The sequence below is a fragment of the Microbacterium luteum genome (assembly GCF_015277875.1).
Classification (GTDB): Bacteria; Actinomycetota; Actinomycetes; order Actinomycetales; family Microbacteriaceae; genus Microbacterium; species Microbacterium luteum.
Window position 1 is genome coordinate 2,919,622 of sequence record NZ_CP063814.1, and the last position, 14,150, is coordinate 2,933,771.

Genomic DNA, 14,150 nt, shown 5'->3' on the forward strand with positions numbered 1-14,150 from the left:
GCGGCGTCAGCCCGCGTGGCGCACGTGCCGGAAGCGGATCCGGGAGCCCGGGCGCGCCTGTGCGAGCAGGTCGAGATCGGCATCCGCCACCACCGCGATCACCGGGTAGCCGCCGGTGACCGGGTCGTCGGCCAGCAGCACGGTGGGTCGTCCGGTCGGGGCCACCTGGAGAGCACCGGGCACCATCCCCTCGCTCGGCAGCTCGCCGGCGCGGCGCCGCGTCAGCACGGGGCCGTCCAGTCGCACGCCGACCCGGTCGGCGTCGGCGGCGACGGTCCACTCCCCGTCGAACAGGGCGACGCGTGCGTCGTCGTCGAACCAGTCGGACCGAGGCGCGGGAGCCAGACGGAGCTCGATCTCGTCGGGCGGTGCGCCCCACGTGGCCGTGGGCGCGACGGGAACCGGCGCGGCCGGATCGGGCCCCACCTCGACGTGCGCGCCGGCCGCGAGACGATCGGGTCCGAGCCCCGCCATGACGTCGGTGCTGCGGGATCCGAGCACACGCGGACCCGCGACGCCGCCGCGCACCGCGAGCATCGCGCGGACGCCGTGCTCGGCCCAGTCCACGTGCAGCTCGGCGCCGGCGGGCCATTCGTGCGCCGTGTAGGGGTCGACCGGACGCCCGTCGAGCGTCACCGGTCCCCACGCGCCGGTGACCGCGAACCACAGCCGCGCCGCTGCACGGGCCCGGAATCCGCCCATCGTGATCTCGATGCCGGCGGCACCCTCGGGATTGCCGACGAGCCGGTTGCCCGCGCGCAGCGCCGCCCGGTCGAGTGCACCCGAGCGGGCAACGCCGAGGGCCGCGTGACCCGGGCGTCCGAGGTCCTGAACGGTCGCGAGCAGCCCCGCCTCGATCACCTCGATCCCCCGGCCGGCGCCGGCGGGTGCGGTTCCGGGCGCGGCTTCGGCACCGGGTTCGGTCCTGTGTTCGGTACCGGCCGCGGTCCCGGCCCTGGATTGGGTACCGGTACCGGGTTCGGCACCGGCCCCGGGTGCGGTCCCGGCGCCGGGTGCGGTCCTGTGTTCGGTACCGGGTGCGGTCCCGGCCCTGGATTGGGTACCGGTACCGGGTTCGGCACCGGCCCCGGGTGCGGTCCCGGCGCCGGGTGCGGTCCTGTGTTCGGTACCGGCCGCGGTCCCGGCCCTGGATTGGGTACCGGTACCGGGTTCGGCACCGGGAGTCGTGTGCCCCAACTCAGGCTGAGCGGGCACCGGCGGCCGCGTTCCGGCGTCTCCGGCGGGCGGCGACGTCTTCCAGCCTGAGTTACGGCTCGAAACGGTGGCGACACCCGGCTGCGTGGCGGCACCTGCCTCCGAGGCCGCGGCGTCGCTCAGGACGGCGTCCGCGGCCGGGCTTCCGCCCGACGTGTGCCCTGACTCAGGCTGCGTCGGGGCGGACGGTGGTGAACCGGGGTTCTCGGCGGGTGCCGGCGGCGCCCAGCCTGAATTAGGACTCGAAACGGAGGCCGGAGAGACGGAGTCCGGAGAAGCCGGGGACGCCGTCGAAGAGACGGAGGCCGGAGAAGCCGGGGACGCCGTCGAAGAGGCGGAGGCGGGGGAAGCCGAGGCGGGGGAAGCAAGGGATTTCGGCGGGGTGGAAGGGACGGGGACGAAACGGACGCGGGTGCCCGGCGCGAGAAGGGCGGGCTGGGCCGCGGCCGGGTCGAAGAGGGGCGCGTCGGTCGTGCCGATGAGGCGCCATCCGCCTGGCGTATCGCGCGGGTAAGCGCCGGTGAAGCCGGCGGCCAGGCCCACCGACCCGGCCGGAACGCGTGTGCGCGGGGACTCCAGACGCGGCACGTCGAACGACCACGCGTCGCTCACGAGATAGCCGAAGCCGGGCGCGAATCCGGTGAACGCCACGCTCCACGTCGCGGCAGCGTGGCGGCGCACCAGCTCGTCTGGCGAGATGCCGAGCACCGCAGCGGTGTCAGCGAGGTCGGCACCGTCGTACCGCACGGCGAGTTCGACGGTCTGCGCCTCGACACGTTCCGACGGGATGCGCCGCACGTCACCCGTCAGCGCACGGTCGATCCACGCGCGCGCCGACGCGAGAGACAGGATCGCCGGGTCCACGTGCACGAGCACCGTGCGGGCGGCGGGTACCACGTCGACCACGCCATCCGGCGACGCGGCGACGAGCGCCGCGTGCAGGTCCAGCACCTCGGAGAGCCCCGGGGCCTCGATCAGCAGCGCTCGCTCACCCATCGGCAGGATGCGCCACGACTCACCGGACGATGCCCCCTTCACCACGGCGCCCTCACGTTCACCCCGGCGGCATCGAGCGCCGTGCGCACCGCTCGCGCCATCGCCACCGCGGCGGGGCTGTCGCCGTGCAGGCACATCGAGGCCGCGTCGACGGCGAGCATGTGGCCGTCGACGGCATCCACGACCCCGTCGATCGCCAGGCGGACCGCGCGGCGCGCGACCAGATCAGGATCGTCGAGGAGAGCGCCTGCCTCGCCGCGCGGCACGAGGCCGCCGTCCGCGAGGTAGCCGCGATCGAGGAACGCCTCGCGCACGAACGGCAGGCCGGCCTCCTCGGCGGCGCGGCTGCCGGCACCGCCGAGACCGAGGAGCGGCAGCTCGCGACCGAGACGATCGGCAAGTCGCCGCACGGCGGCGGCGACGACGCGGGCGGTCGCAGCGTCGGCGGTGACGGCGTGGTAGAGCGCGCCATGCGGCTTCACGTAGCGGATGTCCCCGCCCGCCGCGGCGAGCGCCTCGAGCTGCTCGTCGAGCGTGGCGCGCAGCTCGACCTCCGTCAGCGTCAGGGCTGACCGGCCGAAACCGGCGCGGTCGGGGTAAGACGGATGCGCCCCAACGGCGACGCCGTACCGCGCCGCCCGGGTGACCGATTCGTGCATGGATGCCGCATCGCCGGCGTGGCCGCCGCACGCGACGGAGGCGCTGGACACGACGGCGAACATCGCTTCGTCGTCGGCGGTCGGCACCCCGTCGACGGTCTCGCCGAGGTCGGCGTTCAGGTCGATGGCGGACATGTCCTCACGGTACCGGCGGCACTCGCAGCCGGGCATCGGGCAAGCTGGGAACATGGCCCGCGCGCGCAATGAGCACACCGAACCGCCGGTGCGCCTGGGCGACGGGGCGCTCGCATCCGTCGAACCGTCGCCCTATACATCGGGCTACGAACTCGTCGTCGACGGGACCCCGCAGTCGCACGTCGACCTCGACGACCCGACGCATCTGCACTTCGAGTACGTCGCGCGGATGGCCGCCGTGATCGACCGGCTGAAGCTGCCCGGGCAGCCGCTCACCGCGGTGCACCTCGGCGCCGGCGCCATGACCCTCCCCCGCTACATCGACGCGACGCGGCCCGGCTCCCGCCAGCAGGTCGTCGAACTCGAGCCCGAGCTGATCGCCCTCGTACGCGAGCGGCTGCCGCTGCCGCGCGGCGCCTCCATCCGCGTGCGGATCGGGGATGCGCGCCAGGCGCTCGGCCGGTTTCCCGCGGGACTGGTCGGCCAGGTCGACGTGCTGGTGGCTGACGTCTACGCCGGCGCGCAGATTCCCGCGCACCTGACGTCGGTCGAGTTCTACGCCGCCGCCGCGCGTCTTCTGGGTCCCGACGGCGTGCTGCTGGTCAACGTCGCCGACGGCGCGGGACTCGCCTTCGCGCGTCGGCAGGTCGCGACGGTGCGCGAAGTGCTCGCGAACGTCATCGTGCTCGCCGAGGTGCAGACCCTCAAGGGGCGACGATTCGGCAACCTCGTCGTCGCGGCCTCGGCGTCGCCGCTGCCGACGGCGTGGCTGCCGCGCCTGATGGCGGCGGGACCGCATCCGGCGAAGGTCGCCGAGGGGGCCGAGATCGAGGAGTTCGTCCGCGGAGCGCGGCCCGCGACCGACGCCGACGCCGTGCCGTCGCCGAAGCCGTCTTCGAAGCTGTTCGAGCGCTGACCAGCTCCGCCGACACCCCACGCTCCGCAGTCACAACACGCGCTGACCCCGGTGCCGCACCCACACATCCTGACTGCGGAACGCCGCTGGGGTGTCGGACTGCGGAACGCCGCTGGGGTGCTCGGACTGCGGAACGCCGCTGGGGTGCTCGGACGCGGCGGCGCGGAGTGAGCGGAGCGAGACGGAACGACGCATCCGCGCACACGGGATGCCGCCTGTCGGCGTGGCCACCCGGAACCGACGGCGCGGGAGGGCACACTGAGGAGGCGAGCCGCACGCGAAGGGAGTCGACGGTGAGCTTCATCCACGGATACGACCCCGACACGCTGCGGGAGATCGTCGACCCTGCCCAGTGCAAGGAGCGCCTGGCCGAGCTCGGCGATCAGCGCAGCCTCGTGTCGATGCTCGAACGCGTGTGGCTGCTGAAGGTACTCGGCGAGACCGACGACGCCCTCACCCTGTCGGAGCACGCCGTGCGCTTCGCGCGGATGGCCGGCACCCGCAAGGATCTCCTGCGCGCCCGCATCCTGCATGCCACGGTCGTGCAGGCGCGCGGAGCCTACGCCGCCGCCGAGCAGGAGCTCACGACGTGCGCCGAAGAGGCCGAAGGGCAGGGATGGGCCGCGATCGCGGCCTTCGCCCTCCAGCATCGCGGCAAGGTGAATTTCGACGCCGCGGAGTTCGAGGAGGCCCGCAAGGACTTCAAGCGCGCGCTCTTCCTGCGTCAGGAATCCGGCGCCCCGGAGTCGCAGCTGCAGACCGTGCTGCTGGCGATCGATCTCTGCGACCGCCGGCGCGCGCAGACCGCGGTCGCGAGCTGATCGCCGCAGTGTCGTAGGTCTGTTCTACTCTTCCGGCATGTCAGAACCGCATCGCGTACGCCAGTGGGCGGAGGCGTTGATCTCGTCGCACCTCGACTCGTCGTGGACGTTCGGCTTCGACAACGCCAAGCGCCGCGCCGGTCAGTGCGACTACACGCGGCGGCGCATCACCGTGTCGCGCTACCTGTCGGCCCGCTACGACGACGACACCAACCATCAGACGCTCCTGCACGAGGTCGCCCATGCCCTGGCGGGGGCGACGGCCGGCCACGGACCGAGGTGGAAGTCGATCGCCCGCGGCCTCGGCTACGTCGGCGGCACGACCCATCGCGGCGAGACCGCCGTCGAACTCGCCCCCTGGGTCGGGGTGTGTCCGGCCGGGCATGTGGCCTACCGTCATCGTCGGGCATCGCGTCCGACCTCATGCGCACGATGCGCGCCGCGGTTCGACGAGCGTCACCTGCTGACGTGGAACCGGCGGGAGATCACCCCTGCGACACGGCTTGCGGCGATGACGCCGCGCTGATCGACGGCCCGTAGCGGCCCGGGTCGTCGCTCGCGTCGAGTTCTGCGGCGCGCAGCACGTCGGCACGACGACCCTCGGCGACCAGACGCTGTCCGGTCCCGCCGGCGGTGAGCAGGTGTCGCACGGCGCGTGCCAGCCCGCGATACGACTCGGCGGCTGCGGCAGCCTCGGGCGACGTGTGGTCGATCCCCCGGTTCCCCAGAGCGTCGATGACGGCGCCGGCGCCGAACTGGTCCTCGACGGCGAAGCGCACGCCGTGCGGGGTCTCCTCCCCCGCCGAGACGATCGAGACGCTCGTGCGCGCTCCCCGGCGCGCCTGCTCGTCGGCGATCGCCGATGCCACAGCCGTCGCGTTGCGCAGCCCGCCCAGCAGGACGATCGACCCCGCCGCGAGAGCGGCATCCGCGATCGGGACGGCGTCGTGCTCACCCAGGACGGAGACGACCACCACCACGTCGGCGGGAGCGAGGCGCGCGAATCCCGCACTCCCCCACTCGTGACGGACCTGATAGCGCTGCTGGTCGAACGGCGTACTCACCCGCAGAAGCCTACGGCGAGCGCGCCGGGTGCGCGGCCCGGGCGTCACACCGCGAAACGTGCGCGCGATTCGCCTGGCAGCGGATGCCGCATCCGGTGCGTTCGCTTGCCGGTGGATGTCGCATCGCGGCCGAATGGCGACATCCGCCGGCGACCGAAGCGGTGCGCGGCGGAGCGGGCGGATGCATCCGCCCTTGCGCCAGCGGTGTCGCACGATGACACGATGGAGCATGCGCGTTCTGCTGAAGCTCGTCATCGACTGCGACCCCGACGCCGCGTGGCGCGCCCTGCACTCGCCGCGCGCGGTCGCGGAGCTGTACGGCCCGATGGTGTCGATGTCGCCCGTCGTCCCGTCCGGGTTGCCGACGCAGTGGGAGGAGGGCGACGACGTGCCGGTGAGCCTCGAGAGCGGACCGATGCCGCTGGGGCGCCAGCTCATCCACGTCAGCCACCGTCACGTGGATGAGCCGGGCGGCGCCGTGCGCATCTTCCGCGACAGCGGCATCCCGCTGACGGGGCCGCTCGCCTTCCTCGACGTGTGGGACCACCAGATGGCGGTCTCGCCGGCCCCCGGCGACCCCACCCGCACCCTGTGGCGCGACCGGCTCGTCTTCGACGGGCCCGGGGCGGCGCTGCTGTGGCCGGTACTGTGGGCCATCTGGCAGTGGCGCGGGGCCCGCATCCGCGCGCTGGCGTCGTCGTGGGCGCACGACCCGGCGGCCGACACGACCGACACCGCCGACGATCTCGACCTCGCCACCGACCCGACAGAGGGGGCGGGTGTTGACTGAGGCCTACACCGTGCGCCGCGCTCGGTCGACGGATGCCGCCGCCATCGCGGCGGTGCACGTGACGAGCTGGCGCGAGGCGTATGCCGGCCGGATCCCCGACGAGGTGCTCGACGGCATGGATGTCGCCGCGCGCGCCGAGACCTGGCGCCGCATCCTGGCCGGCGAGATCGACGGGGAAGCCGGCGACGTCTGGGTCGCCGAGCTCGCCGGCGACGTGATCGGATTCGCCTCGGCGGGCCGATGCCGCGACGACGACGCGGTCGCCGGGCGCCGCGAGCTCTACGCCGTGTACGTGCTCGAGGCCGACTACGGCACCGGCGCGAGCGACATGCTCATGGATGCCGCCCTCGGCGACGATCCGGCATCGCTGTGGGTGCTCGAGGACAATCCTCGCGCCCGGGCCTTCTACCGCCGGCACGGGTTCGATCCGGATGGCGCGGTCAAGACGCACACGGTCGACGGCGCCGCGATCCGCGAGGTGCGCCTCGTGCGCGGCGGCACGCTCGCCTGACCGGTCAGACGCCGGGCTCGCCCGAAAGCAGCCCCCGCAGCCAGTCCCGGGCCTCGACGAAGACGTCGTCGGCGTAGCGGTTGGAGTACCGCACGATCGAGCGGTCCGCGCGCGGATAGGAGCCGAGGAAGATCACCTTGGGGCTGAAGCGTCGCAGTCCCATGAGGGCGTCGGCCATGCGCTCGTCCTGGATGTGCCCGTCGGCATCGATGACGAACCGGTAGCGGCCGAGCGAGTCGCCGATCGGGCGTGAGGCCAGCAGCGACAGGTTGATGCCGCGGGTGGCGAACTGCTCGAGCATCTCCAGCAGCGCCCCGGGGTGGTCGTCGGGCAGCTCCACGATGAGGGAGGTCTTGTCGGCGCCGGTCGCGGGCGGCGGTGCGACGGTGCGGCCGACCAGCACGAAGCGCGTGACGGCGTTCTCGTTGTCGCCGATCTTCTCGGCGAGCAGGTCGAGCTCGTGGTGGTCGAGGATGCCGGGCGGGGCGATGGCCGCATCCGCGTCGCTCGTTCCCTCGAGGATGCCGAGGGCACTGGCGACATTGCTGGCGGCCGGGATGTGAGCGTGTGCGGGAAGGGTGCGCGTGAGCCACTGCAGGCACTGCGCGTAGGCGACCGGGTGCGCCGAGACGAGCTTCACGTGTTCGAGGCTGGTTCCGGGTCGCGCGACGAGCACGAAGTCCACCGGCACGAGGTACTCGCCGATGATCCGGAGTCCGGGGATGGTGGCGAGGGCGTCCTGGGCGGTGGAGACGCCGCCGTCGACGGAGTTCTCGATCGCGATCATCGCCGCGTGCGAGCGCCCCTCGACGACGTCGGCGAGCGCCTCACCGACGTTGTGGACCGATCGCCACCGCTGACCGCGGGCCTCGGGCACCTGCGCCAGGGCGGCCTCGGTGAAGGTTCCGGCGGGCCCGAGGTAGCTGTAGTGCCGGGGCTCGGCGGAGGTTTCGGAGATCGCGGTGCTCACGGGCACCCAGCCTAGATGTTCCGGCCTGCCCGGCGAGCGCCCGCGGTAGCGATGGGCCCCGAGCGCACGCGGACGCGGGCGCGAGGGAACACACGGCGACCTCGCGGGTGCCCGTCGGCCTCCGACAGGGCAGACTAGGACCCATGAGTCGCGCAGGAACGCCCGCCGAACCCTCTGACCTCATCGACATCGACGAGCTGCTGGCCGCCTACTACGACCGCAAACCCGACGCGTCGGTTCCCGCGCAGCGCGTGGCCTTCGGCACGAGCGGCCACCGGGGATCGTCGCTGTCGACCAGCTTCAACGAGGACCACATCCTCGCCACGACGCAGGCGATCGTCGACTACCGCACGGCTCAGGGGATCGCCGGTCCGCTGTTCCTCGGCCGCGACACGCACGGGCTGTCGCTGCCCGCCGAGCGCACCGCCGTGGAAGTGCTCGTCGCCAACGGCGTCGACGTGCGACGCGATTCCCGCGACTCGTGGGTGCCCACGCCGGCACTCAGCCACGCGATCCTCGTGCACAACGCCGGGCGCGATGCATCCGACCCCGCCCGGGCCGACGGCATCGTGGTGACCCCGAGCCACAACCCGCCCCGCGACGGCGGCTTCAAGTACAACCCGCCGCACGGCGGCCCGGCCGACACCGACGCGACGGGATGGATCGCGAACCGCGCGAACGACCTCATCGCCGCCGGCCTCGACGGCGTTCGCCGCACGCCGTTCAAGGACCTCGACGAGTCCACGATCGGCGAGTACGACTTCCGCGACGCGTACGTGCGCGACCTCGCCGGCATCATCGACGTCGAGGCCATCCGCTCCGCCGGAGTGCGCATCGGCGCCGATCCGCTCGGCGGCGCATCCGTGGACTACTGGGCCCTCATCGCCGAGGTCTACGGCCTCGACCTGACCGTGGTCAACCCCGACGTCGATCCGACCTGGCGCTTCATGACGCTCGACTGGGACGAGAAGATCCGGATGGACCCGTCGTCGCCGTCGGCGATGGCCTCACTCGTCGCACGCCGGGACGAGTACGACATCCTCACCGGGAACGACGCCGATGCCGACCGCCACGGCATCGTCACCCCCGACGCGGGGCTCATGAACCCCAACCACTACCTCGCCGTCGCGATCGACTACCTCTACTCCCACCGGCCGGACTGGCCCGCGGATGCCGCCGTGGGCAAGACGCTGGTGTCATCGATGATCATCGACAAGGTCGCCGCGGCTCTCGGACGCACCCTGCTCGAGGTGCCGGTCGGTTTCAAGTGGTTCGTGCCGGGACTGCTCGACGGCTCCGTCGCGTTCGGCGGCGAGGAGTCCGCGGGCGCCTCGTTCCTGCGCACCGACGGGACGGTGTGGACCACCGACAAGGACGGCATCCTGCTGTGCCTGCTCGCCGCGGAGATCCTGGCGGTGACGGGCAAGACCCCGTCGCAGCGGTACGCGGAGCTGGAGGCCGAGTACGGCGCATCCGTCTATCAGCGCGTGGACGCGCCGGCCACGCCCGAGCAGAAGGCCGCCCTCGGCAAGCTCGCGCCCGAGTCGGTGACCGCCACGGAGCTCGCCGGCGAGCCGATCACGGCCAAGCTCTCGCACGCCCCGGGCAACGGTGCGGCGATCGGCGGCCTGAAGGTGCAGACCGGCAGCGCGTGGTTCGCCGCCCGCCCGTCGGGCACCGAAGACGTCTACAAGCTCTACGCCGAGTCGCTCCGTGGCGAGGAGCACCTGCGACAGGTGCAGGATGAGGCGCGCACGGTGATCACCGCGGCGCTCGGCGACGCCTGACGCGTCGTCGCCACAGATCGGCTCGGTGTCAGCGGGATGCGGCTGCGGCGACGGCGTTGTCGAGACGGTCGGTGTCGACCGTGGGGCGCTCGGCACGGTTGGTGAGCAGCACGTAGGCGACGCCGAGGGTCGGATGCATCCAGAATTCGGTGCCCGCCCATCCGCCGTGCCCGTAGACGTCGCGGTCCAGCAGGCCCGGCGCGCGGGTGCGGAGATTCCACGTGAAGCCCCAGTCCTGGCCGCGCTCGACGGGATACGGCTCGAGGCGCGGGATGGCGCCGGTGATCGGCCGGCGCATCATGTCGAGGGTGACCGGCGAGACGATCCCCTCGCCCTGACGCAGCAGGGACGATCCGATCGCGAGCAGGTCGCCGGCGCGGGCCATGGCGCCGGCGCCGGGGTGACGGAGGGCCGCGAAGGCCGCCATGTCCACGCCCTTCTCGGCGGCATCCGGCACCGCGTGCGGTTCGCAGTCCGTGTCGAGGGTCACCCCGTCGGCGCCGACCGCCGAGGCCCACTCCCCCAGCAGCGCCTCCCACGGCGCGCCGGCGGCGTGCTCGATCATCGCGGCGACACCGTCGAAGGCGACGGACGAATAGCGTGACGCCGTGCCGGCGGCGAAGTCCCGCCCCGGCGCCAGGAGGGCGTCGCGGAGGCCACCGCGCACGTCGAGCGCCGGCTCGGGGATGCCGGCGGTGTGCGAGACGAGGTGACGCAGGAGCACCGCATCCTCTCGTCCCTGCCCGAAGGACGGCAGCGCCTCGGCCAGCGGGGTCTGCGGGGTGAGCAGGCCACGCTCGACCGCTCGCGCCGCGGTGAGTCCGACGAGCACCTTCGTGATCGACCACAGGAAGTAGTGGTCGTCGACACGTGCCGGGCGCCCGTCGGTGGCGCCGAAGGCGTCGAGGGCGACGATGCCGGACCGGTCGGCGACCCCGAGCACCGCGGTGGGCAGCGCCCCGGTGTCGACCTGTCGGCGGGCCCAGTCGAAGGCGGCGGAGTACGTCTCGGTCATGGTGTCCGTTCCTGATCGTCGGAGAATCGCGCGTCGGTCGGAGAATACCGGCCGAATCCTCCGACATCGACGCGATTCTCCGACCGGCGGACAGATGCGAAACGTTTTTCTGGAAAACGCCTACCATGGGGATGCCGGACGAACGAGCCCGGCGGAATCACGAGGACGCGATGAAGCGAGTGGGCATCCGCGATGTCGCCGAGCGCGCGGGCGTGTCGATCAGCACCGTCTCGAACGCCCTGAACCGCCCGGAGCGGGTGCGCGACGAGCTGGTCGCACGCGTGCGCCAGGCGGCGGACGACCTCGGCTACGTGCCGCTCCAGGCCGCTCAGCAGCTGCGCGCCGGGCGCAGCGGGATGCTCGGCATGACGGTGATCAACATCGCCAACCCGTTCTTCGCCGCGATGGTCGCCGGTGCCGAGGAGGCCGCCGCCGCATCGGGGTATCGCATCCTCGTCGGCAACGACGACGACGACGCCGAGAAGGAGCGCGAGCACCTGCGCCTGTTCGAGCGCGTGCAGGTCGAGGGCGTGCTGGTCTCCCCCTACGGCGCTCCGGGCGAGTCGATCTCGCACCTGCGCGCGCGGGGCATCCCGGTCGTGCTGGTGGATGCGGTCGACGACGAGGGCGCGCTGCCCGCCGTCTCCTTCGACGACGTCGCCGGCGGCCGACTCTCGGCCGATCACCTGCTGGAATCCGGCCGCCGCCGACTCGCCTTCGTCGGCGCGCGCGAGGAGGTGCGACAGGTGCGCGAGCGCCTCGAGGGGGCGAGAGCGGCGGTCGCCGCGCATCCCGACGCGACACTCGAGGTCGTCTGGTCGGCGCGCACGACGGCGCAGCTCGGCCGGGAACTCGGCGAGCGCATCGCCGCCGCGCCCACCGATCGCCGCCCCGACGGGATCGTCGCCGCCAACGACCACCTCGCGTGCGGCATCGTGTTCGGGCTCATCGCATCGGGTGTGCGGGTGCCCGAGGACATCGCCGTCGTCGGCTACGACGACATCGAGTTCGCCTCCGTCGCGGCGGTGCCCCTCACCTCGGTGCGTCAGCCGGCGCGCGAGATGGGGCGTCGCGCCGCGGAGCTGCTCATCGCCCGCATCGCCGGCGACGAGCGCGACGGTGCGACGGTGCTGTTCGAACCCGAGCTCGTCGTGCGCGCGTCGACGACCGGGGCGCTCGTCACGGCAGGCTGACGCTCCCGGGAATCTCCCAGCGCGCCGCGTCGACGGCCGCACCCGCCACCCTGCTCCGCAGTCACTTCGTGCGGGTGACGAGGCCACGCACCCGCAAAAAGCGACCGCGGAGCAACAGCGACCGCGGAGCAACAGCGACCGCGGAGCAACAGCGACCGCGGAGCAACAGCGACCGCGGAGCAACAGCGACCGCGGAGCAACAGCGACCGCGGAGCAACAGCGACCGCGGCGCATCCGCCGGTGACGGCGCGCAGCATCGGCGCTACCATGGACACGATGTCTCGGAAAACGCTTCCCGACCTGTCGGACGCCATCGACGGCCAGCGCCCGACCCGGTCGGTGCTCCGGCTGCTGCTGCGACGCCCGTGGCGGATGCTCGTGGCGGTTCTCGCGTTCGCCCTCAAGGAGATCCCGCTGTGGTTCCTGCCGGTGATCACCGCCGCGATCATCGACATCGTCGCCGACGGCGGCGACGTCTCCGCCGTGTTGTGGTGGTTCCTGCTGGCGGTGGTGCTCCTCGCTCAGAACTACCCCAACCACATCCTCTACACGCGGCAGTTCATGACCGTGGTGCGCGACACCGGCGCCGATCTGCGCAACGCTCTCGCGCAGCGCCTGCAGAGTCTGTCGATCGGATACCACTCCCGCGTCAGCTCCTCGATCGTGCAGACCAAGGTGGTGCGCGACGTCGAGAACGTCGAGCTGATGCTGCAGCAGGTGACCCACCCGCTGCTGTCGGCGACGATGGTCATGATCGGGGCCCTCGCGATGACCGCGATCGCGGTGCCGCAGTTTCTTCCCGTGTACGCACTCGCCGTGCCGATCGCGATCGGCATCCGCTACGGCCTGCGCAAGCGCTCGCGCAGCCGCAACGAGCTGTTCCGACGCGAGGTGGAGGTGCTCTCGGCGCGCGTGGGCGAAATGGCCTCGCTCATGCCGGTGACCCGCGCGCACGGCCTCGAGCGCACCGCCGTCACGCGCGTGGCGACCGGCGCAGACGGCGTGCGGCGCGCCGGCCTCAACCTCGACATGCTCAACGGACACGTCGCCTCGATCTCGTGGGTGGCGATGCAGCTCCTCGGAGTCGGCTGCCTCGTGCTGGCGGCAGTCTTCGCCCTGACCGGGTTCCTCCCGATCACCCCCGGTGAGGTGGTGCTGCTGTCGACCTACTTCACGCTCCTGACCCAGGGGCTGACCCAGCTGCTCATGCTGATCCCGGTGGGCGCCCGCGGGCTGGAATCGGTGCGATCGATCGCCGAGGTCATGCAGGAGCCCGACCTCGAGATGAACGAGGGCAAGCGCCCCGTCGACGCCGTCCGCGGCGAGATCACCCTGGCGCAGGTGTCGCACCGCTACCCCGGCGCCGACGAGGACTCCCTGCACGAGGTCGACCTGGGCATCCCCGCGGGGCAGACCGTCGCCTTCGTCGGATCCAGCGGATCAGGCAAGTCGACGATGCTGAACCTCGTGCTGGGCTTCCTGCGCCCCACGGGTGGGCGCATCCTGCTCGACGGCGTGGACATGCAGGAGCTCGACCTGCGCACCGCGCGCCGGTTCGTATCGGTGGTGCCGCAGGAATCGGTGCTGTTCGAGGGGACGATCCGCGAGAACATCGGATACGGCCTCGACGACGTCTCCGAAGAGCTGATCCTGCAGGCGCTCGCCGACGCGAACGCCCTGGAGTTCGTGCAGGCGCAGACGCACGGCTTGGACACCCTCGTGGGCGAGCGCGGTGCGCGCCTGTCGGGCGGCCAGCGTCAGCGCCTCGCGATCGCCCGGGCGCTCATCCGCGACCCGCGCATCCTGCTCCTGGACGAAGCCACGAGCGCGCTGGACCCCGAGTCGGAGCAGCTGGTGAAGGAGGCGCTCGGTCGCCTCATGGCCGGGCGCACCACCCTCATCGTGGCCCACCGGCTGTCGACCATCCGCCAGGCGGACCGCATCGTCGTGCTCGAACGCGGACGCATCGTCGAGCAGGGCAATCACGCCGAGCTGCTCGATCTCGAGGGCCGCTACGCCGACCTGCACCTCACGCAGGCCGGGTCGATCTGAACCGACACCGACTCGAGGAGGAGTCT

General features: G+C 72.4%; 13 protein-coding genes. 8 read left to right on the top strand and 5 right to left on the bottom strand.

The features are described from left to right. Positions 1-6 precede the first annotated feature (6 nt). Together IM777_RS17280 and IM777_RS14255 are read right to left on the bottom strand one after the other, a co-directional pair. Positions 7-2,253 carry a 5-oxoprolinase/urea amidolyase family protein gene (locus IM777_RS17280; RefSeq protein WP_272872939.1) on the bottom strand — a complete coding sequence of 749 codons (2,247 nt, stop codon included), beginning with the start codon at positions 2,251-2,253 and terminating at the stop codon, positions 7-9. Then, entirely contained in the window at positions 2,250-3,005 is a 756-nt protein-coding gene (locus tag IM777_RS14255) for a 5-oxoprolinase subunit PxpA (RefSeq protein WP_194383823.1), read from the bottom strand. Before IM777_RS14255 ends, IM777_RS17280 begins: the two co-directional genes overlap by 4 nt. Before the next feature lie 52 nt (positions 3,006-3,057). On the opposite strand from IM777_RS14255, the gene IM777_RS14260 reads away from it, so the two are divergent. The 3 genes from IM777_RS14260 to IM777_RS14270 all read left to right on the top strand — a co-directional run bounded on the left by IM777_RS14260 (position 3,058) and on the right by IM777_RS14270 (position 5,268). After that, a complete protein-coding gene (locus IM777_RS14260; RefSeq protein WP_194383824.1) occupies positions 3,058-3,921 on the top strand; it encodes a spermidine synthase in 864 nt (287 codons plus the stop codon). A gap of 293 nt (positions 3,922-4,214) precedes the next feature. Further along, positions 4,215-4,742, top strand: coding sequence for a hypothetical protein (locus IM777_RS14265; protein WP_194383825.1), 528 nt, complete (start codon positions 4,215-4,217; stop codon positions 4,740-4,742). A 37-nt stretch (positions 4,743-4,779) separates the two neighbouring features. Further along, the gene (locus IM777_RS14270; protein WP_194383826.1) at positions 4,780-5,268 is read left to right on the top strand and encodes a SprT-like domain-containing protein; all 489 of its coding nucleotides are present in this window, start codon (positions 4,780-4,782) and stop codon (positions 5,266-5,268) included. Here IM777_RS14270 and IM777_RS14275 read toward each other — a convergent pair. After that, positions 5,228-5,806: a 2-phosphosulfolactate phosphatase gene (locus IM777_RS14275; protein ID WP_228480831.1), complete on the bottom strand. Its 579-nt coding sequence runs from the start codon at positions 5,804-5,806 to the stop codon at positions 5,228-5,230. The genes IM777_RS14270 and IM777_RS14275 overlap by 41 nt on opposite strands. Positions 5,807-6,035: 229 nt before the next feature. Between IM777_RS14275 and IM777_RS14280 the strand changes: the two genes are divergently transcribed. Further along, a complete protein-coding gene (locus IM777_RS14280; protein ID WP_194383828.1) occupies positions 6,036-6,596 on the top strand; it encodes a hypothetical protein in 561 nt (186 codons plus the stop codon). Further along, on the top strand, positions 6,589-7,107 hold the full coding sequence (locus IM777_RS14285) for a GNAT family N-acetyltransferase (protein WP_194383829.1): 519 nt from the start codon (positions 6,589-6,591) through the stop codon (positions 7,105-7,107). The genes IM777_RS14280 and IM777_RS14285 overlap by 8 nt, the downstream gene beginning before the upstream one ends. 4 nt (positions 7,108-7,111) lie before the next feature. Here IM777_RS14285 and pheA read toward each other — a convergent pair whose 3' ends face one another. Next, entirely contained in the window at positions 7,112-8,077 is a 966-nt protein-coding gene (gene pheA, locus IM777_RS14290; RefSeq protein ID WP_071045932.1) for a prephenate dehydratase, read from the bottom strand. Between the two features lie 143 nt (positions 8,078-8,220). Between pheA and pgm the strand changes: the two genes are divergently transcribed. After that, on the top strand, positions 8,221-9,864 hold the full coding sequence (gene pgm / locus IM777_RS14295) for a phosphoglucomutase (alpha-D-glucose-1,6-bisphosphate-dependent) (protein WP_194383830.1): 1,644 nt from the start codon (positions 8,221-8,223) through the stop codon (positions 9,862-9,864). Positions 9,865-9,892: 28 nt separating this feature from the next. Here the strand turns inward: pgm and IM777_RS14300 are convergent, their stop codons facing one another. Continuing rightward, positions 9,893-10,879: a serine hydrolase domain-containing protein gene (locus IM777_RS14300; RefSeq protein ID WP_194383831.1), complete on the bottom strand. Its 987-nt coding sequence runs from the start codon at positions 10,877-10,879 to the stop codon at positions 9,893-9,895. A 131-nt stretch (positions 10,880-11,010) separates the two neighbouring features. On the opposite strand from IM777_RS14300, the gene IM777_RS14305 reads away from it, so the two are divergent. Then, the gene (locus tag IM777_RS14305) at positions 11,011-12,072 is read left to right on the top strand and encodes a LacI family DNA-binding transcriptional regulator (protein ID WP_228480832.1); all 1,062 of its coding nucleotides are present in this window, start codon (positions 11,011-11,013) and stop codon (positions 12,070-12,072) included. A 276-nt stretch (positions 12,073-12,348) separates the two neighbouring features. Next, positions 12,349-14,124 (top strand): ABC transporter ATP-binding protein, encoded by a 1,776-nt coding sequence (locus IM777_RS14310; protein ID WP_194383832.1) that lies wholly within the window; start codon positions 12,349-12,351, stop codon positions 14,122-14,124. Positions 14,125-14,150: the final 26 nt, after the last annotated feature.